Annotated in this window: 19 protein-coding genes; 14 read left to right on the forward strand and 5 right to left on the reverse strand. The window is 67.8% G+C overall.

Translation table 11 applies throughout. From position 1 onward, the window contains the following. The first annotated feature begins 18 nt into the window (after nt 1-18). Complete coding sequence (locus tag H074_RS20990; RefSeq protein ID WP_007032067.1) at nt 19-606, forward strand: hypothetical protein; 588 nt, start codon at nt 19-21, stop codon at nt 604-606. A gap of 21 nt (nt 607-627) precedes the next feature. Then, the gene (locus H074_RS20995; RefSeq protein WP_007032068.1) at nt 628-1,623 is read left to right on the forward strand and encodes a DUF2203 family protein; all 996 of its coding nucleotides are present in this window, start codon (nt 628-630) and stop codon (nt 1,621-1,623) included. A gap of 3 nt (nt 1,624-1,626) precedes the next feature. Here H074_RS20995 and H074_RS21000 read toward each other — a convergent pair whose 3' ends face one another. Together H074_RS21000 and H074_RS21005 are read right to left on the reverse strand one after the other, a co-directional pair. Continuing rightward, on the reverse strand, nt 1,627-2,514 hold the full coding sequence (locus tag H074_RS21000; RefSeq protein WP_007032069.1) for an esterase/lipase family protein: 888 nt from the start codon (nt 2,512-2,514) through the stop codon (nt 1,627-1,629). Between the two features lie 95 nt (nt 2,515-2,609). Further along, nucleotides 2,610-3,329 (reverse strand): LysE/ArgO family amino acid transporter, encoded by a 720-nt coding sequence (locus H074_RS21005; RefSeq protein WP_007032070.1) that lies wholly within the window; start codon nt 3,327-3,329, stop codon nt 2,610-2,612. 66 nt (nt 3,330-3,395) lie between these two features. Here H074_RS21005 and H074_RS21010 point away from each other — a divergent pair, with 66 nt between their 5' ends. Both H074_RS21010 and H074_RS21015 read left to right on the forward strand, forming a co-directional pair. Further along, a complete protein-coding gene (locus H074_RS21010) occupies nt 3,396-4,274 on the forward strand; it encodes a LysR family transcriptional regulator ArgP (RefSeq protein WP_039922985.1) in 879 nt (292 codons plus the stop codon). A gap of 95 nt (nt 4,275-4,369) precedes the next feature. Further along, the gene (locus H074_RS21015; protein WP_007032072.1) at nt 4,370-4,957 is read left to right on the forward strand and encodes an HhH-GPD-type base excision DNA repair protein; all 588 of its coding nucleotides are present in this window, start codon (nt 4,370-4,372) and stop codon (nt 4,955-4,957) included. A 7-nt stretch (nt 4,958-4,964) separates the two neighbouring features. Here the strand turns inward: H074_RS21015 and H074_RS21020 are convergent, their stop codons facing one another. Continuing rightward, nucleotides 4,965-6,584, reverse strand: a complete 1,620-nt coding sequence (locus tag H074_RS21020; RefSeq protein ID WP_007032073.1) for an FAD-binding oxidoreductase — start codon at nt 6,582-6,584, stop codon at nt 4,965-4,967. A 535-nt stretch (nt 6,585-7,119) separates the two neighbouring features. Here H074_RS21020 and H074_RS21025 point away from each other — a divergent pair. After that, nucleotides 7,120-7,749, forward strand: coding sequence for an LmbU family transcriptional regulator (locus H074_RS21025; RefSeq protein ID WP_235096827.1), 630 nt, complete (start codon nt 7,120-7,122; stop codon nt 7,747-7,749). Between the two features lie 198 nt (nt 7,750-7,947). After that, the gene (locus H074_RS21030; protein WP_039922990.1) at nt 7,948-8,724 is read left to right on the forward strand and encodes an SDR family NAD(P)-dependent oxidoreductase; all 777 of its coding nucleotides are present in this window, start codon (nt 7,948-7,950) and stop codon (nt 8,722-8,724) included. A 72-nt stretch (nt 8,725-8,796) separates the two neighbouring features. Here H074_RS21030 and H074_RS21035 read toward each other — a convergent pair whose 3' ends face one another. Both H074_RS21035 and H074_RS21040 read right to left on the reverse strand, forming a co-directional pair. Further along, nucleotides 8,797-10,290 (reverse strand): DHA2 family efflux MFS transporter permease subunit, encoded by a 1,494-nt coding sequence (locus H074_RS21035; RefSeq protein WP_007032076.1) that lies wholly within the window; start codon nt 10,288-10,290, stop codon nt 8,797-8,799. 173 nt (nt 10,291-10,463) lie between these two features. Beyond that, nucleotides 10,464-10,925 carry an RrF2 family transcriptional regulator gene (locus H074_RS21040; RefSeq protein ID WP_268744770.1) on the reverse strand — a complete coding sequence of 154 codons (462 nt, stop codon included), beginning with the start codon at nt 10,923-10,925 and terminating at the stop codon, nt 10,464-10,466. Between the two features lie 338 nt (nt 10,926-11,263). On the opposite strand from H074_RS21040, the gene H074_RS21045 reads away from it, so the two are divergent. The 8 genes from H074_RS21045 to H074_RS21080 all read left to right on the forward strand — a co-directional run bounded on the left by H074_RS21045 (nt 11,264) and on the right by H074_RS21080 (nt 17,885). Then, nucleotides 11,264-12,409, forward strand: a complete 1,146-nt coding sequence (locus tag H074_RS21045; RefSeq protein ID WP_007032078.1) for a 3-deoxy-7-phosphoheptulonate synthase — start codon at nt 11,264-11,266, stop codon at nt 12,407-12,409. Nucleotides 12,410-12,475: 66 nt separating this feature from the next. Then, nucleotides 12,476-13,822, forward strand: a complete 1,347-nt coding sequence (locus tag H074_RS21050) for a salicylate synthase (RefSeq protein ID WP_007032079.1) — start codon at nt 12,476-12,478, stop codon at nt 13,820-13,822. Then, entirely contained in the window at nt 13,819-14,862 is a 1,044-nt protein-coding gene (locus tag H074_RS21055; protein WP_007032080.1) for a ketoacyl-ACP synthase III family protein, read from the forward strand. Before H074_RS21050 ends, H074_RS21055 begins: the two co-directional genes overlap by 4 nt. A 1-nt stretch (nt 14,863) precedes the next feature. Beyond that, the gene (locus H074_RS21060) at nt 14,864-16,492 is read left to right on the forward strand and encodes a (2,3-dihydroxybenzoyl)adenylate synthase (protein ID WP_051071961.1); all 1,629 of its coding nucleotides are present in this window, start codon (nt 14,864-14,866) and stop codon (nt 16,490-16,492) included. A gap of 1 nt (nt 16,493) precedes the next feature. Then, nucleotides 16,494-16,751: a phosphopantetheine-binding protein gene (locus H074_RS21065; protein ID WP_007032082.1), complete on the forward strand. Its 258-nt coding sequence runs from the start codon at nt 16,494-16,496 to the stop codon at nt 16,749-16,751. Further along, complete coding sequence (locus tag H074_RS21070) at nt 16,748-17,164, forward strand: cupin domain-containing protein (protein ID WP_051071962.1); 417 nt, start codon at nt 16,748-16,750, stop codon at nt 17,162-17,164. The genes H074_RS21065 and H074_RS21070 overlap by 4 nt, the downstream gene beginning before the upstream one ends. Beyond that, nucleotides 17,161-17,487 (forward strand): cupin domain-containing protein, encoded by a 327-nt coding sequence (locus H074_RS21075; protein ID WP_007032084.1) that lies wholly within the window; start codon nt 17,161-17,163, stop codon nt 17,485-17,487. Before H074_RS21070 ends, H074_RS21075 begins: the two co-directional genes overlap by 4 nt. Beyond that, nucleotides 17,484-17,885, forward strand: coding sequence for a cupin domain-containing protein (locus H074_RS21080; protein ID WP_007032085.1), 402 nt, complete (start codon nt 17,484-17,486; stop codon nt 17,883-17,885). The genes H074_RS21075 and H074_RS21080 overlap by 4 nt, the downstream gene beginning before the upstream one ends. Nucleotide 17,886: the final 1 nt, after the last annotated feature.

The raw sequence follows: 17,886 nt of genomic DNA on the forward strand, positions 1-17,886 counted from the left end.
CAGGGAGGTGACCCGCCCATGTCATCGCAGCGGTACGTCGCGGAGTACGACGACGAGGACTACCAGGAGTACGGCGAGTACGAGCAGCAACCCAAGGACCCGCGAAGGCCGTACGAGGACGTTGAGTCGTATGAACCGTACGAGGCCGTCGACGACGACCTGGGTGCCGAAGACCCGCGCGCGGGTCGAGGCGTGCGTCGCGTCCTCAGCGGCGCAGGCGGCCTGATCCTGACGCCGGTCGCCCTCGGCCTGCTGGCTTGGGGCGGCCTGCGGCAGCAGATGCTCGTCCAGGCGACGCTCAGCACCCAGCGTGACGTCTTCAGCATCGGCCTCCTCGTGGGTGGCGGGATCCTCTTGCTGGCGGTCGGACTGCTCGGCGCACTCTCGGCGACCGGCCCGATCCTCGGCGGCTTCGTCTGGGGTGTCGCCCCGGGCGTGGCCACCATCGCCGTCCCGGAGTGGGGCTTCCGCCTGGTGAAATACCTGCCGCAGAACGATGTCACCTACGGCGTCACGAGCTGGTTGTTCATCGGCGGGCTGCTCGCGACGGGCTTCCTCCTGATCGGCGCGGGTCTCGCGTCGAGACTCGCCCGGCGGCGCCGCTGAGCGGGCTGGGACCATCGGCGCATGGGTTTGTTCACCGTTCCCGAAGCCCGCGCCGAGCTCGCCCGGCTACGCCCCGTGCTCGACGAGCTCGTCCGCCTCCGCGCCGACGCGGCCGAACTCGCCGCGTCCCTGCGGCCGGGCGGCCGGGAGACCTCGCTCGGCGGGATGCCGGAGTGGAAGGCCGCGCAGGCCCGGTTGGACGATCTGATGACCACCGTCCAGCGGACGGGCGCGGAACTGAAGGGCTTCGCCCCGCTCCTGATCGACTTCCCCGCCGAACTCGACGGCGTCGACGTCCTGCTGTGCTGGCTCGAAGGTGATCCGGAGCTGTGCTGGTACCACCGCGTCGACCTGGGTTTCGCCGGACGCCGCCGCCTCCCGGATAGGGTCGCCGTCGTGAACGAGGAGATCGCGGCCGGGCTGTTCGACGGCATCGCCGCGCACTACGACGAAGACACCTTTCACGGCCTCGTCGCCGATGCGCTCGTCGACGGGCTCGGCTGTACGGCGCCCGAACGAGTTCTCGACGTCGCGACCGGTACCGGTGTGGCCGCGTTCGCCGCACTGCGCCTAAAGCCGGGCGAAGTGCTCGCGATCGACATCTCGCCGGGCATGATCGCCCAGGCCGAGGCGAAGGCTGCGGCTCACGATCCCGGAAAGCGCATCACCTGGCAGGTCGCCTCGGCGGTTCCGTCGCCGGTGGAGGACGAAGGCGCGGACGTCGTGCTGTGCGCGTCTTCGCTGCATTTCCTCGGCGCGGCCGCGCTCCGCGACTGGCTGCGGGCGTTGCGACCGGGTGGCCGCGCCGGTTTCAGCCTGCCGCTGGCGTCGGCGTTCCGGCCGTCGGAGGCGTTCGCCGCGATCGTCCCCGCCGACCTGAAGCTGCCGGAAACCGAGGACGACGCGGCGGAACTGGCCTTCGAAGCCGGCTTCACCGAGGTGACCGTGAAACGCCTCGACGTCGAGACCGAGGATCGGGTCCGGTCGGTGTTCGTGGTGCACGCGACCAGGCCCTGAGGCCTACAGCGGCGCGAAGAACGGCACGCACTTCGGCGCGGGAGCGCCTTCCGGGTCGAGGGCCTTGAGGATCAGGCCCGTCACGTTCGGGTCGATCGCCTGACTCAGATGCCCGGAAACGTCCGCGCCGCAGCGGTTCTGCAACACGATGTCGGTCGCGCCCGGCTCGTTCAGCACGCCGCTCGTGTACGGCGTGACCACTCGATCGTGGCGGCTCACGATGCTCGTGTAGGCCGGTCCCGCCACGCTCACCCCACCGCGGGCGAGGTCGTCGAGGAAGTCCGACGGCGCCAGGTATTCGCGGCACGCCCCGCACACGCCGTCGGCGAGCAGGTCGATGCCGGGCAGCGAAAGCACGGCCTTGGCGAGCCCGGAAAGGCCGTTGAGCGACGTGCCCTTGAAGTTCGAGCCGAACCCGACGAAATGCTTCACCTTCTCCGCGCCTCCCTCGAATTTGAGGTAGTACGCGGGCATCGTCGTGCCCTCGGAATGCCCGACGATGTCGACCTTGTCCGCGCCGGTGCTCGCCCGCACGCGGTCCACGAACGCGCCGAGTTCGACGGCGCTCTTCCGCATGGAGGCGAGCCCGCCGAACAACTGTCCACCCAGGACGGTGGCGCCATATGTCAGCGAATAGACGCAATAACCGGCGTTCTCGAGCTTCGGCGCGTGGTAGAACCAGTTGGTCGTCGCGTTGCCGCCGAGGCCGTGCACCAGCACGACGGGCTCGGGATGGGTGGCGCTCGGTTTGCACGACCAGTCGTTCCAGCCGCTCGACGGCGCCGCGCTCGCCGCCGCCGGGACGGCGATCGTGAACGTCAAGGCCGCGACAAGTGTGGTGAGGATCCTCCTGGTCTTCGTGGCACCGCCGTTGGTGACCCGAGCCCGCATCCCTGCCTCCGGTTACTCGTCAGTATGTGATGCGAGTCATCATGCGTCACAAACCGACGCCCGGGACCAGGAGAAAGACCAGACTTAAGCTCCGCTCATTGTGATGGATCACAAGGGAGCAGGACTCTTCCGCGTGCGCGGGTGCCGATCGGCGAACCCGCTGTGCGGCGGCCGTCCCGGTGATTTGCCGTGGGGTCGTGATCAGGCGCCGGCCACCAGCGCCACCCCAGGCCGATCATCGTCGCGGCGACCAGGCCGTCCAGCACCCGCCACGACGACGGCTTGCGGAAGAAGCCGCTGAGCAGCCGCGCGCCGAAACCGAGCGCGAGGAACCAAAGCACGCTGGCCGACACCGCGCCCACACCGAACGCCCATCGGTCACTGCCGTGTCCGGCCGCGATCGCGCCGAGCAGGAGGAGCGTGTCGAGGTAGACATGCGGGTTCAACCACGTGATCGCCAGCGTGGTCAGCACGATGCGGCGCAGCGATCCGCCGGTCTCCGGGCCGCCGGTCTCCAGCGCGGCCGGCTTGAACGCGCGACGGGCCGCGAGAGCGCCGTAGCAAAGCAGGAAAGCGCCGCCGATCAGGGCGACGATGGTCAGCGCTTCGGGTGACGTCCCCACCAGCGCGCCGACCCCGCCGACGCCGAGGCTGACCAGGATGGCGTCCGAGAAGATGCAGATCAGCACTACCACGAGTACCGCCTCGCGACGGATGCCCTGGCGCAGCACGAACGCGTTCTGCGCGCCGATCGCGACGATGAGGGCCATGGTGGCGCCGAATCCGGCACCCAGGCTGAACAGAACGTCTCCCATACGGGCCAGGCTAGGAAGCCGATCGTCAACAGTACAGCTAAAGATTCTTACGTAAGATTAGCGTTCGTGATGACAGATCTGCCGCTCGACCTGGTCCGCACACTGCTGGTGGTCGCCGACGAGGGCACGTTCGACGCGGCGGCGTCGGCGCTGCACGTGACACCGTCGGCGATCAGCCAGCGCGTCAAGGCGCTCGAACAGCGCACCGGCCTGGTCCTGCTGATCCGCACGAAACCGGTGCGCCTGACCGAATCCGGGCAGGCGGTGGTGCGGTTCGGCCGTCAGATGGCCCTGCTGGAGGCCGACACCCGGGCCGAACTCGGCCTGACCGCCGGCGACGAACCGGTCCGGCTGCCGATCGCGGTCAACGCGGATTCGCTGGCGACCTGGTTCCTGCCCGCCCTCACGCGGGTGCCCCCCGAGCAGAAGATCTGCTTCGAACTGCATCGCGAGGACCAGGACCACACCACGACCCTGCTGCGAGAGGGCCTGGTGATGGCCGCCGTGACGTCGTCACCCGATCCGGTCGCGGGGTGTTCGGTGCACCGGCTCGGGCACATGCGCTACCTGGCCGTCGTGAGCCCGGCGCTCGGCACGGACCTCGACCTCGCCGAAGCACCCGTCGTCGTCTTCGACCGCCGTGACGATCTTCAAGACCGCTTCGCTCGCGAGCGCGGCACGATCGCGAGCTCGCTGCGGCACTACGTCCCGTCGTCCGAAGGGTTCTTCGACGCCGTCGCGGCCGGGATGGGCTGGGGCATGGTGCCGCTCGCGCAGATCGGCGACCGCCTGCGCGACGGCAGCTTCGTCTGCCTGGACCTGGATCACCCCATCGACGTACCGCTGTTCTGGCAGCAGTGGAAACTCGACTCGCCCGCGCTGGCGGCGGTGTCGGACGCCGTCACGACCGCGGCGGCGGACCTGCTGGTGGACCCACACGGATGAGGACGCGCGCTCCGGCCCGGTCGTGAGATCCTGGGCGCAGGACGCGCGTATCGCGGGTAGCCGCCGCGCCACCTCTGATCCGGGAAGATGATGCCATGCCGAACGAGCTCCGACTGACCGGCGACGCCGACGCCGACAAGCTGCTCAACGACGATCCGTTCGCCCTGGTGACCGGGCTCCTCCTTGATCAGCAGTACCCGATGGAACACGCCTTCCGGGGACCGAAGAAGATCGCCGACCGGATGGACGGCTTCGATATCCACAAAATCGCCGAAGCCGACACCGAGACCTTCGTCGAACTCTGCGTCACCCCACCGGCCATCCACCGCTACGGCGGCTCCATGGCCCGGCGCGTCCAGACCCTTGCCCGGCACATCATCGAGCACTACGACGGCGACACCACCGCGATCTGGACGGCAGGCCGCCCCAAACCCAACGGCGAAGAAGTCCTCAAACGCCTCAAAGCCCTCCCCGGCTACGGCGAGCAAAAGGCCAAGATCCTCCTCGCGCTCCTCGGCAAACAACTGGGCGTCCAGCCCAAAGGCTGGCGCGCCCTCGCCGGCGCCTACGGCGACCGCGGCTCCCGCCGTTCCATCGCCGACGTCACCGGCCCTGAAACGCTCGCCCAGGTCCGCGCCTTCAAGAAAGCGGCCAAAGAGGCCACCCGGACGAGCGCCGAATAAGCACGGATCAAGACGGACGTTTGACGGACTGCTTGTGCCGGAAGATGTCCTTCGGGTCCCACTTGGCCTTGACCTGTTGCAGGCGTGCGTAATTGGACTTGTAGTACAGGTCGTGCCAGGGAACTTTGGAAGAGTTGTACGCGGGGTCGGACAGGTCGGTGTCGGGGTAGTTGACGTAGCAGCCGTCGGTGCGGTCGTTGGGAACCGGGACGCCCCCGGTGGCGCCGTAGAGCTCGGCATAGAACGTGCGGACCCAGGCCAGGTTCTTCGAGTCGTCGCCGGGGGCGGACCAGAAGGTCTGGCAGAGCGCCTGGAACGCCGAACTCCGGTGCGAGGCGGCGGTCGCGGCCGGGTCCACGGCGTTCACCTTCCCGCCGTACGGAAGCAACAGCAGCATCGCGTTCGGGTTGTCGATCGCGGTGCTCGTGAGGTGCTTGTAGACGACCGCCACGTCCGCGTCGGTGAAAGCCTTGCGGTGGTAGGCCGACTTGTGGTCGGCGCGTAGCGTCGGATTCGTCAGCATGGGCGAATTGGTCGCCAGCAGTCGAACCGACTGGAACCATGGCAGCCGCTGGGCATTGACCAGCTGTGGCATCGCGCTGTATTCGCCCACGTTTCCGCTCAGCGGAAGCATTGTCGCCGACACACCGTCGCGAATTTCGGTCACGAAATCCTGCAGCAACTGCTCCGCGTTCGGAACGTCGCCGTCGACCTGGACGAACATGCCCACATTGCCGTTGGACTTGTGATTCAGGGCGAGCGAAGCCGACAATGCCGTACCCGGCGAATCCGGTGCGCTGTTGCGCTCGTGCCATCCGGTGAAGTTCTTCACCAGCCTGGCGAATTTCGCCTCGGTGAGTTCCGCCCACGAGAACGACATTCCGTTGACCAGGACGGTCGACGGCGGTTTGGGCAGCGCGCTTGCCGGATCGGCACCGCTCACTCCGGGCGAGCGCAGCCAGTAGCGGGTGATCACGCCGAAGTTCCCGCCGCCGCCGCCGGTGTGCGCCCACCACAGATCACGGCTGGGATCGGCGGGCTCGCGGGTCGCCACGACACTGCGCGCCTTGCCCGCTTGATCGACCACCACGACTTCGACGGCGTACAGATGATCGACGGTGAGCCCGAGGCGCCGGGACAACGGACCATCACCGCCGCCGCAGATGTGCCCGCCCGCGCCCACCGAGTAGCACCGTCCACCGGGGAGGGTCACGCCCCAGCCCTTGTACAGAGTGGCGTACAGATTCAGCAGGCGCGCACCGGGTTCGACGGCGAAGGCCTTCATGATCGGGTCGTAGTAGACCGAGTCCATTTCGGACATGTCGATCACCGTGCGCACGTCGGGATTGCTGACGAAGTCCTCGTAGCAGTGGCCGCCGCTGCGCACGGCGATCCGCCTGCCCGACGTGACCGCGGCTTGGACGGCGTCGACGACCTGCTGGGTCGAACCGACCAGCTGGAAACAGTCGGGAGAGCCCACCCAGCGCTGATTGTTCCCGGTGATCAGTTCCCCGTAACGAGGGTCGCCCGGCTTGACGGTGAAGGGACCGAACGCGTCGGTCGTACGATCGGTCGCATTCGCGGTTCCGGAACCGAGGAACGGGAGTGCGGCGGCGCCGACGGCCAACCCTGCGCTCGCACTGAGAAATGCCCGTCTGCCCTTTCCACGCGCGGCATCGGCGATTCTTTCTTCCATTGTTTTCCCCACTGAAGTCATGTCGAATACGCGCTGGAGATCAGGGGCAGAACAAAGATGACGGACGTCGTCATCGAGACGACCCGTCGGATAATATGCGCCGCTGCCCCCACAACACCCCATCCTCGGCGGGCCCCCGTGCCACCAAGTGAGCGCGAGCCTACCAGAGCACCGCGGCCATTGGGTGCGCATTCGGAGTAGCCCGTAACAGGTGTCACGGGCAACGCACATGAGTAACGACTGGGCTACTATCGAAGGTGGCCTATGGGGGGTGTCCATGCGGTGAGTTCACGGCGTCCATCCGGTATACCCGGAGCGGTTTCACGGAGTGAGACGCGCGGGGCCGTCCATTATCGTTTCACCGACGGCTCCGTCAGGTCGCCCATTGTCTGCCGCGTCGATCCACGCCGTCTGGAATTCCTCGCGAGTACACCAAACGACAATGTCCGACCGTTCAGGGGGAACTGTGCCACCAACCAACCGAGACGTTCTCGAGCCGGCGCAAGTAGAACCGAAGCCGCAGGTCCGCGCCGACCAGGTGCTGATCTCGCGCCTTGGCCTGCGCATTCCGCCCAGCCTCACCTATAGCGACTGGGAACGAGCAGGAGTGCAGCTTTCCCGGATCTTCGATTCGTCGGCCTGGTGCCTTGGCGACTGGCTGGTCTGCGGTCAGGAGAACTACGCGGATCGCTATGTCCGGGCCATCGACGCCGCGGGGCTCGACTATCAGACCCTGCGTAACTATGCCTGGGTAACTCGCCGATTCCAACTGGAGAGACGCCGCGAACTGCTGAGCTTCCAGCATCACGCCGAGGTCGCCGCACTCGACGCCAAGGAACAGGACCATTGGCTGGACCGTGCCGAGAAAGAAAGATGGTCGCGCAACGAGCTACGCCGTCGACTGCGCGGGATCAAAGCGAACAAGAAGACCGGCGCGGAGTCGGCCGCGGTGATACCGCGGCTGGCCGTTGCCAGGGAACGCGTCGAGCGCTGGCGAGCCGCCGCACAACAGGCGGATGATCATCTGGAGAACTGGATGGTACTGATACTCGACCGGGCGGCGGAGGATATATTGAGCACGAAATCGACGGGATGACGGTAAATGCCTGTCGGTGAAGCGGAGACGCTCGCCGAAAGGGATATTACACGTGAACGCGGTTTTCACAGAGCCCGATCGACGGCCGGAGGTTCGTCCCGCTGGCGGGACGAACCTCCGGGGCGGTCGCCTGTTCGGGCCAATGCGGGATTCGATCCAGCACGACTATTGCCGCTGAAGCGGTGGAGGACACTTCTCATGACGACGAAGACAACACGTGTCGCTGTAGTGACCGGAGCCGGAAGGGGGATCGGCCTGGCGATCGTTCGCGCGCTGGTCGAAGACGGATACACGGTCGTCGCGGGCAGCCGCACCGTCACCGCCGGCTTGAAGGAACTGACCGCGGACGCGCTCGAGGCCGATCTCGGCCATCCCGACGAGCCCGCCCGCGTCGTGCGGCACGCTCTCGACCAGCATGGCGGAATCGACCTGCTGGTCAACAATGTCGCGGGCACGTCGACGCCGCCCGGCGGATTCCTTCAGCTCGACGACGAGGCGTTCCTGCACACCTTCAATGTGACGTTCATGTCGAATGTCCGTGCGACGCGGGCCGCACTGCCGAGCCTTCTCGAGCGCCGCGGCTCGGTGATCAACATCAGTTCGGTCAACGCGAAACTGCCCCAGCCGCGGCTGGTCGCGCAATCCGCGGTCAAGGCCGCGGTGTCGAATCTCGGCAAGGCACTCGCCGAGGAGTTCGGCGGCCAGGGTCTGCGGGTGAACACCATTTCGCCCGGCCCGGTGTGGACCGATCTGTGGACTTCACCCGGCGGCCCCGGCGAAATGATCGCCAAACGAGCCGGTGCCACACTGGACACGTTCAAGGATCAACTGCCCGCCACCGTCGGCACCTCGACCGGCGAGTTCGCCGACCCGGAGGAGATCGCGGCGCTCGTGGTGTTCCTCGCCTCCGGCAAGGTGGCCAATATGAGCGGTGCGGATCTGGTGATCGACGGCGGGATGATGAAGACCGTCTGAGCCGGTTGACCGAAAAGGCCCCTTTCGCCGCAGCGAAAGGGGCCTTTTCGGCATTCTGTGGTGTGCCGGGATTCAACGCCCCGCGGGGGATTTCGCCGCCTGCGCCGTCGAGGCTTCGGCGGCGCGGGACCGTCCCACGAACAGCGCGGACGCGAGCAAACCGACCAGCAGGACCAGTGCCGGCAGGTACATGGACTGGCTGAGCGCGCCGCTCAGCTTGTGCAGCACCGTTTCGCGCAGTTCGGGTGGCAGGTCGCGCACACTGGTGCCGTCACCGGTTTCGCCGATCGGACCGGCTGGAAGTCCCTGTGCCGCGATGCGCGTCGACAGCAGCGCGCTGATGGCGGCCGAGCCGAGTGTGAAGCCCATCTGGCGGGTGGTCAGGAACACGCCGGAGCCGGCTCCCGCCTGATACATGGACAGGTTCCGGATCGCGTTGGCCGCGAGCGGCGCCCAGACGAAGGCGTTCGCGATACCGGCGATGGCGCCGAGGACGACGAACAGCGCCAGGGACGAATCCGGCGTCATGATCCACGTGTAGCCGAACAAGGTCCCGGCGAACAAGGCGAAACCGATGGTCGGGATCATCCGCGGCGGCAGCCGATCGGCGATCTTGCCGACGAAGGGCGCGAGCAAGCCGGTGAGAATCGCCATCGGCGCGAAGACCATCGCCGACTTCGTCGGTGACAGGTCCCGCACCTGTTGCAGGTAGAAGTAGGCGACCACGAACAGGCCGTTCACCGCCGCCGCCATCGAAGTGACGGCCACATTGGACAGTGAGAAGTTGCGGTCCTTGAACAGGCTCAGCGGGACCAGCGGTTCCCGTGTGTTGCGGGATTGGTTGACGACGAACAGGATCAGCACGGCGACCCCGGCGACGATCAGCGTCCAGATGACGAGGTCCCAGTTCCTGGCGTTGCCCTCCTGGATGCCGAACACCAGCAGGAACATGCCGATCGCGGACAGCGCCATCCCGGTGATGTCGAACTTGTGCTCCCGAGTCTCCAGCGCGGGCACCAGCCAGACCGCCAGCACGAAGGCGAGGATGCCGATGGGCACGTTCACGTAGAAGATCCACTGCCAGCCCTGCCAGTCCACCAGCACGCCGCCCACGATCGGGCCGACCAGCGCCGCCAGCCCGGCCGCGCCACCCCAGAGACCCATGGCCGCGCCGCGCTTGTCCGGCGGAAAGGTCCGGGTGATGACGGCCATGGTCTGGGGTGTCATCAGAGCCGCGCCCAGTCCCTGCACGACACGCGCCGCGATCAGCATGTCGATACTGGTGGACCCTCCGCACCAGAGCGAGGCCCCGGTGAACACCACCAGGCCGAGCAGGTAGACGTTCTTGGGGCCGAAGCGGTCGCCGAGTCGTCCGGTGATCAGCAGCGGCACCGCGTAGGCAAGCAGGTAGGCGCTGGTGGCCCAGATGGCCTGGGAGATGTCGGCGTGCAGGTCCGCCATGATCGCCGGGTTGGCCACCGCGACGATACTCATGTCCAGCAGGAGCAGGAAGAAACCGACGATGACCGCGTAGAGCGCGGGCCACGGGTTGGATTTCGGGGACATGGCTTCCGTTCTGGTGTCCCGCACCGGAAACGCGGTGCGCGTGTCGGTGGATCGGGTCGGTCGTGAGCGACGTTTCGGGCCGACGCCTCTCGTTTCGCGTCACGGGACGGACGACACGCGTGATCGGGTGGACGACACGCGTGACGGGACGGACGACACGGCCTCGCTGACCTTCAGACGTGGCCGGCGCGAAGACCTTCTTCGCGGGCGAGCTCGCGCCCCTTGGCCAGAACCTGCTGGACGAGATGGGCGATCGTCGTGCGGCCGAGCCGTTCTTCCATGGCCTGTTCGGCTTCCCGGAACTCCGCGTCGAGCAGCGCGCGCATATGGCGGCCGACATCGCACGTGGTACTGGGCGGATGGGCATGGCGGGTCAGGATCGGCCCCTGCTCGACCGCGGTGTACGCGTCGTAGAGCGTGATCTCCCCCGGCGGACGGGCCAGCGTCCAACCGCCGCCACGTCCCTCCGTGGACCGCACCAGCCCGGCGTCGCGGAGGCTGCCGAGAATGCGTCGGACCAGCACCGGATTGCTCGCCAGACTATCCGCGATCTCCGCGGAGGTCAGCGAATCGTCCCAGCGCGCCAGCATCGTCAGTGCGTGAATAGCCGCCGCGCTCCTGCTGCTGAGTGCCACCCCGCCCCCCTCGAAACTGCAACCAGCATAGTTTCAGTTGAAGTCGGCGTCAACGACGGGCGAGCCCTGGCGCGGCGAACTGCCGGATTCGTCGCCAATAGCGGGTGGAGCGCATTTGTCCCGCTGGCGAGACGGCGAGGAACGGAGAATCTACTCAGGCGCCCGGTGTTCTGATAGATTCGGCGATCGAATCCGCCGCGAAAATTCAGCGGTGTTTGGCGAGCGAATTCGCCGCTCATGCCCAGCGATTAAGTAATGGTCGAACGCTGCCGATCAAGCGATCGAATCCTGGCGAACTCGGCTCATTGGGGGAGGCTCTGGTGCGGAGTGATCTACCGGTGATTTCGGCCGAATCGGCTTTGCAACAGCCGGAATGGCCCGATCACCAGCACGTGCGAATGGTGAGAGAGATACTCGCCGATCGGCCGCCATTGGTGTACGCGGACGATGTCCACAAGTTGGGTTCTCACTTGTCGAGGGTCGCGGCAGGTGAACTCCTGGTCGTGCAGACGGGCGACTGTGCCGAGGATCCGGCGGAATGCACGCCGGGGTACGTGGCCCGCAAGATCGCCTTGCTGGACATGCTGGCCGGGGCGTTGAAGATGGCCACCGGCAAGCCCGTACTGCGAGTGGGGCGGATCGCGGGCCAGTTCGCCAAGCCGCGGTCCAGGCCCGCCGAGCGGGTCGGCGGCGTCGACCTGCCCGTCTATCGCGGTCACCTGGTCAACAGCCCGGAGCCGGACCCCGTGCTTCGCAGGCCGGATCCGGAGCGCCTGCTCGAGTGCTACGACGCGGCGAATGCGGCGATGGAGTACCTGCGCCTGCGCAACGGCGAACGGCCGGAGGCGTCGGTCTGGACCAGCCACGAGGCACTGCTGCTCGACTACGAGCTGCCGATGCTGCGCCGGACCGAGGCAGGCCGATGGCTCCTCACCTCGACGCATTGGCCATGGATCGGCAACCGCACCAACCAACTGGACGGTGCCCACGCCGCCCTGCTGGCCACGATCGACAACCCGATCGCCTGCAAGGTCGGGCCGGATATGACGCCGGACGCGCTGGTCGCACTCTGCGAGCGGCTCGACCCCTTCCGCACCCCCGGCAGGCTCACCCTCATCTCCCGCATGGGCGCCGGGAAGGCGGCCGAGCGCCTGCCACCGCTGGTCGCCGCGGTCCGCGAGGCTGGCCACCGGGCCGGCTGGCTCACCGACCCCATGCACGGCAACACCGTGAGCGGCCCGGACGGGCTGAAGACCCGGTTCGTGGAAACCGTCGTGCGGGAGATCCTCGAATTCAGGAGTGCGGTGTCCGAGGGACGGGGAGTGGCCGCAGGACTGCATTTGGAGACCACCCCCGACGAGGTCACCGAATGTGTCGCCGATGAGTCGATGATCGGCCACGTCGGCGACAAATACACCAGTTTCTGTGATCCGAGGCTCAACCCGAAACAGGCCATCGAAGTGGTTTCCGCCTGGCGCCGGTAGCACCAGGGCGAATTCGGATCCGTATTCCTTTCCTGTCGTCGTGTAAGCAGAATCGAGGTCTTTGTAATGGGCGGGACAGAGTGGGCGCAATACGTCGAGACGTCGATCGAGGTGGCGGGCGATCCGCTGGAGGTGTCGGCAAGGCTGGCCGAGGCGGGCCCGCACGGCGAATTCGTCATCTACGAGAAGGACGGGCATTGGTCCTATGCGGGCGGAGTGCTCGCCGAGGTGACGCTCGACCGGAACGGGGCCCGGCTCGGCGGCGTGCGGACCGCGCGACTGCCCTGGAGTGATCGGCCGTTGCGTCAGGTCAAGGAACTGCTCGGGATGGTGCCCGTCCGAGGCTGGCGGGCTTACGGCGCCGCGACGTTCGAGCTGTCCTACGCCAAGGACGGTGATCTCGAGCATGTGGACGACCAGCCCCTGCTGCATCTCGTGGTGCCGAAGAGCGAGGTGCGCATCGGCTCCGGCCGGGCATGGGTGCGCTCCACCGATCCGGACACCCTCGCCGTCCTCGTCGACCTGCTCGGCCGCCCGGTCGAAGGCCGTGAGAGCGACGCGGTTCCGCTGGATGTCAGGCAGACCGGCCGCGACGAGTACCGTGCCGCGGTCGCGGGCGCCGTGCAGGACATCGCCGACGCGCGGCTGCAGAAGGTGATCCTGTCCAGGCTCGTGCGGGTCGACGAGGACATCGACCTGGTCGGTACCTATGTGCTCGGCCGCCGCCGGAACACCCCGGCCCGGTCTTTCCTCGTCCGGCTGGGCGGCCTGGAGGCAGCCGGGTTCAGCCCGGAGATCGTGGTCAGCGTGACCGAGGACGGCACGGTCGTCAGCCAGCCGCTGGCCGGCACCAGGGCGCTCACTTCGGATGCCGCGACCAACGACCGGCTGCGCGGGGAACTGCTGTCGGACGAGAAGGAGATCTACGAGCACGCGATCTCGGTGAAGGTCGGCAACGACGAGCTGCTCACCGTCTGCGAACCGGACTCGGTGGGTGTCCGCAACCTGATGACGCTGGAGGAACGGGGCAGTGTCCAGCACATCGCCTCCCGGGTGACCGGCAGGCTCTCCGCCGGTCACGACGCTTGGGACGCCTTCGCCGCCGTCTTTCCCGCGGTGACCGCGTCCGGGGTGTCGAAAGAGGCCGCGTACGAGGCCATTCGCCGCTATGAGACCGAACGCCGCGGCCTGTACAGCGGCGCCGTGCTGACCGTGGACGAGTCAGGAGCGATGGACGCCGCGCTGGTGCTGCGGACCGTCTACCGCCAGGACGGCCGGACCTGGCTGAGGGCCGGTGCGGGCATCGTCGGCCGGTCGCAGCCGGACCGGGAGTTCGAGGAGACCTGCGAGAAGCTCGACAGCGTCGCCCGTTTCCTGGTCGCCGCCGAGGTCAAGGCGGAGGTGCCCGCGTGAGGACGGAGGACGTCTACCTTTCCGGGATCGGCAGCGTCCTGCCGGACCGGGTGAGCACCGAACACGCGGTGACGCGAGGCTGGTACGACGAGGCGGACCGCGAGGCGTCGGGGATCCTGTCGGTCACGGTCGCCGGGTCGACGCCCGCGCCGGACATGGCGGTCGAGGCCGCGAACCTGGCGATCCGGCGATCCGGCCGGGCCGCGGACGATTTCGGTGTCCTGCTGCACAGCCACGCCCACCACCAGGGCCCGGACGCCTGGTCCCCCGCGCACTACATCCTGAACAACACCCTGGACCGGCCGATCCCGGCGATCGAGGTCAAGCAGGGCTGCCTCGGCGGGCTGGCCGCGCTCGAACTCGCCGCGACCCGGTTGCTGGCCAATCCGAGTCACCCGGCCGCGCTCGTGACCGCCGCGGACAACTTCTCCATCCCGCTGGTGGATCGCTGGCGCACCTCCTCGGCGTTCGTGCTCGCCGACTCCGCCGCGGCGGTGGCCCTGTCCCGCGGCGGCGGGTTCGCCCGGCTGCTGGCGATCGGTTCGGTGTCCGACGCCCGGATGGAGGCACTCGACCGCGGCGGCGACCCGCTGTTCCCGCCGGGGGTGACCGTCGGGGAGCCGTTGGACTTCACCAAGCGGCGGGAATACATGCGCGAGCAGTGGGCGCGGGGGGTCACCCCGCCCATCGGCTACTTCGGCGACAAGATCGTCGCCGTCACCGAGTCGGTGCTCAAGGAAGCGGACGTCACCTTCGACGAGATCGCCAGGGTCGCGCATCCCGGTTTCGGCTGGGAATCGCTGGAAACGATGTTCCTCGACCCGCTGGGGATCGACGCCGAACGCGGGATCTGGGACTACATCAGGCAAGTCGGGCACGCCGGGGTGACCGAGGTGTTCCTCGGGCTCGAACACCTGTGGACCTCCGGGCAGGTCGGTCCCGGTGACCGCGTGCTCCTGGTGTCCTCGGGAGCGGGCGCCTCCATGGGCGCCGCCGTCGTCGAAATCCTCACCGCCCATCAGCCAGCGACGGAGAACTGACGTGTTGGAAGGATGCACCCCCTGGCCCGCCGATCCGGCGCGGCGCTACCGGGAAGCCCTGCTGTGGCGGGGCGAAACACTCGGCACCCTGCTGCGGACGGCCGCCGCCGAGTACGGCGACGCCACCGCGCTGGTGCACGGCGACCGCCGGATCGGTTACGCCGAACTCGACCGCTGGGCGGATCGGATGGCGGCGGGCTTCGCCAGGTACGGCATCTCCCCTGGCGACCGGGTCGTGGTTCAGCTGCCCAATGTGCCGGAGTTCGTCGCGGTGTGTTTCGCCCTGTTCCGGCTCGGCGCCAAACCGGTGTTCGCGCTGACCGCGCACCGCTCGCAGGAGATCGGGCATCTGTGCCGGATCACCGGCGCGGTGGCGTATGTGCTGCCCGGTGTGCACCGCGGGTTCGACCACCGGGTGCTGGCGAAGGAGGTCCGATCGGGAGCGCCCTCGCTCCGGCTGTTGTTCAGCCTCAGCGGCAAGGGCGGCGACGTCATCGATCTGTCCACGGTGGACGCGGAACCGGTCGAGTTCCCCGAGCAGGATCCGTCGGACGCGGCGTTCTTCCTGCTCTCCGGCGGGACGACGGCATTGCCGAAGGTCATCCCGCGCACCCACGACGATTACGCCTACCAGATTCGCGCCACGTCCGCGGTGCTCGGAATGTCTACTTCGGACGTTTATCTCGCGGTCCTGCCACTGGAGTTCAACTTCACCTGGGGCTGCCCCGGAGTGCTCGGCACGCTGGTCTCCGGCGGCACGGTGGTGCTCGCCGACGACCCGACGGCCGACGACTGTTTCGCCCTGATCGCCGGCGAGCGGGTCACCGTGACCTCGGTGGTGCCGAGCATCGCCCAGCTGTGGTTGGAGGCGGCGGAGTGGTCCGAGGCGGACCTGTCGAGCCTGCGGGTCGTCCAGATCGGCGGCGCCAAACTGCAGCGGTCGGTCGCCGAGCGGATCACCCCGGTCCTCGGTTGCGAGCTCCAGCAGGTCTTCGGCATGGCCGAGGGTCTGCTCACCCTCACGAGGCTCGGCGACACACCGGAGGTGGTACTGGGCACCCAGGGCAGACCACTGTCCGAAGAGGACGAACTCCGGATCGTCGGCCCGGACGATCGCGATGTCGCCGACGGCGAGATCGGCGAACTGCTCACCCGCGGCCCCTATACCTTGCGGGGCTACTACCGCGCGCCCGAGCACAACGCGATCGCGTTCACCGAGGACGGCTTCTACCGCAGCGGGGACCTCGCCCGGCTGACCGCCGACGGTGATCTGGTCATCGAGGGCCGGATCAAGGACGTGATCATCCGGGGCGGCGACAAGATCTCCGCGGCTGAGGTGGAAGGGCACCTGCTCGGTTACCAGGGAGTGCTCCGCGCGGCGGTGGTCGGCGTGCCGGACGACCTCCTCGGGGAACGGACCTGTGCCTATCTCGTGGTGGCCGGTGAACGCCCGTCGCTGCCCGACCTCAAGCGCGCACTGCACGACTGCGGACTGGCCGGCTACAAGCTTCCCGACCGGGTGGAGTTCGTCGACGAACTCCCGGTCACCCCCTTGGGGAAGGTCGACAAGGTGGCGCTGGTGCGGCTCGCCGAGCGATCCCGTCTGTCGGTAACGAACCGGAAAGGCTGACATGGACACCGATTCCCCGTCGAGTACGCAACCACCCGGCGAGCAGGAACTGCGCGAACTCCTGGCACCGTTGCTGGACACCCGGCCCGAGGACGTTCCCGGCGACGCCAACCTGATCCTGCAGGGCTTGACTTCGATCGACATGATGCGGCTGGTCGGTCGCTGGCGCCGGGCGAAGGTGCCGGTCGTCTTCGAAGAGCTGGCTTCCGCTCCCACGCTGAACGGCTGGCTCGCCCACTTCGACGGACTGCGGAAATGAGCCGCGGCATGGTGGTCGCCGACCTCGACCACGCGTCGGTCGTCCACGGCGTGCACGGCGCGGACGGCGCCTCCGAATGGAAGGCGTTCGCCCGCCGCCATGACCTGTTCGGCTCGTGGGAGGCGGTCGAATGGGCCGCGCTACCGCCCGGCGGGATCAGCGGCGAACACGTGCACACCCGGACCGAAGAACTCTATTTCATCATCTCCGGCACGGGGACCATGCTCCTCGACGGTCAGGAGCACCCGGTGCGGGGCGGTGACCTGATCCTGAACGGCATCGGCACCCGGCACGGCCTGATCAACTCGGGCGACGACCGGCTGACCTGGCTGGTCATCGAAGTGGTCGGCCCGCGCATGGCCGCCGTCTATTCCGAACACCAGAAGCTGACCGAAAATGGGGGAAAACGATGAGCAACGCCGTGGTGATCAATCTTCGTGAGGTACGGGAGATCGACGCGCGTGTCTTTCTGAGCGGGCCGCTCGGCCGGATCCGGCTGCCGCAGTTCGAGCCCGGCCAGCAGGAAACGCTGATCGCCGAGGACCAGGAGCACACCCTGTTCATCGTGCGCGGCAACGGAACCGCGGTGACCGGATCGACGACGGTGCCGCTGCGCGCCGGCGTCGCGCTGACCCTGCCGCTGGGCAGCGGTGTCACGGTGGAAGCGGGCGACGAAGGCTTGGAATTGTTCATCGCCAGCCTCACCACACCGCAGACCGCCGGGGCGGCGCGATGATCGTCACCAACGCCGATGGACTGAGCCGGAGCCATGACGGCGACGCCTGGCGCTGTCTGGCCCGGCGCGGCATGTTGCACAGTGAATGCGAGGCCTTCGACTATCTTCGCCTGCCGCCGGGCGGGACGCGGGACGGGCGCGGCCGGGAAGGTGTCGACGCGGTCTGGTTCGTGCTCAGCGGTGAAGGGGAATTCAGGACAGGTGCCGAGGATTCCGTCCCGCTGCATCCTGGCGACCTGGTCCTCTGGTCGGGGGGAACGCGCGGGTCGGTGCACAACCCGTCCACCGGTCATCTCGAACTGCTGTCCTTCGCGGTGCTGCCCACCGCGGTGACCGACCGGCTTCCCGCCCGGATCCCGGTGGCGCCCGCGCCGTTGACCGGAGCCGACCATGGCTGAC

It is taken from the genome of Amycolatopsis decaplanina DSM 44594, assembly GCF_000342005.1.
Lineage (GTDB): Bacteria > Actinomycetota > Actinomycetes > Mycobacteriales > Pseudonocardiaceae > Amycolatopsis > Amycolatopsis decaplanina.

Coding starts and splice junctions, on each gene's coding strand:
- H074_RS21005 (WP_007032070.1), bottom strand. CDS start 3,329: ATGGGAGACGTTCTGTTCAGCCTGGGTGCCGGATTCGGCGCCACCATG.
- H074_RS21075 (WP_007032084.1), top strand. CDS start 17,161: ATGAGCAACGCCGTGGTGATCAATCTTCGTGAGGTACGGGAGATCGAC.
- H074_RS21000 (WP_007032069.1), bottom strand. CDS start 2,514: ATGCGGGCTCGGGTCACCAACGGCGGTGCCACGAAGACCAGGAGGATC.
- H074_RS21070 (WP_051071962.1), top strand. CDS start 16,748: ATGAGCCGCGGCATGGTGGTCGCCGACCTCGACCACGCGTCGGTCGTC.
- H074_RS21050 (WP_007032079.1), top strand. CDS start 12,476: ATGGGCGGGACAGAGTGGGCGCAATACGTCGAGACGTCGATCGAGGTG.
- H074_RS21035 (WP_007032076.1), bottom strand. CDS start 10,290: ATGTCCCCGAAATCCAACCCGTGGCCCGCGCTCTACGCGGTCATCGTC.
- H074_RS20990 (WP_007032067.1), top strand. CDS start 19: ATGTCATCGCAGCGGTACGTCGCGGAGTACGACGACGAGGACTACCAG.
- H074_RS21030 (WP_039922990.1), top strand. CDS start 7,948: ATGACGACGAAGACAACACGTGTCGCTGTAGTGACCGGAGCCGGAAGG.
- H074_RS21065 (WP_007032082.1), top strand. CDS start 16,494: ATGGACACCGATTCCCCGTCGAGTACGCAACCACCCGGCGAGCAGGAA.
- H074_RS21015 (WP_007032072.1), top strand. CDS start 4,370: ATGCCGAACGAGCTCCGACTGACCGGCGACGCCGACGCCGACAAGCTG.
- H074_RS20995 (WP_007032068.1), top strand. CDS start 628: ATGGGTTTGTTCACCGTTCCCGAAGCCCGCGCCGAGCTCGCCCGGCTA.
- H074_RS21080 (WP_007032085.1), top strand. CDS start 17,484: ATGATCGTCACCAACGCCGATGGACTGAGCCGGAGCCATGACGGCGAC.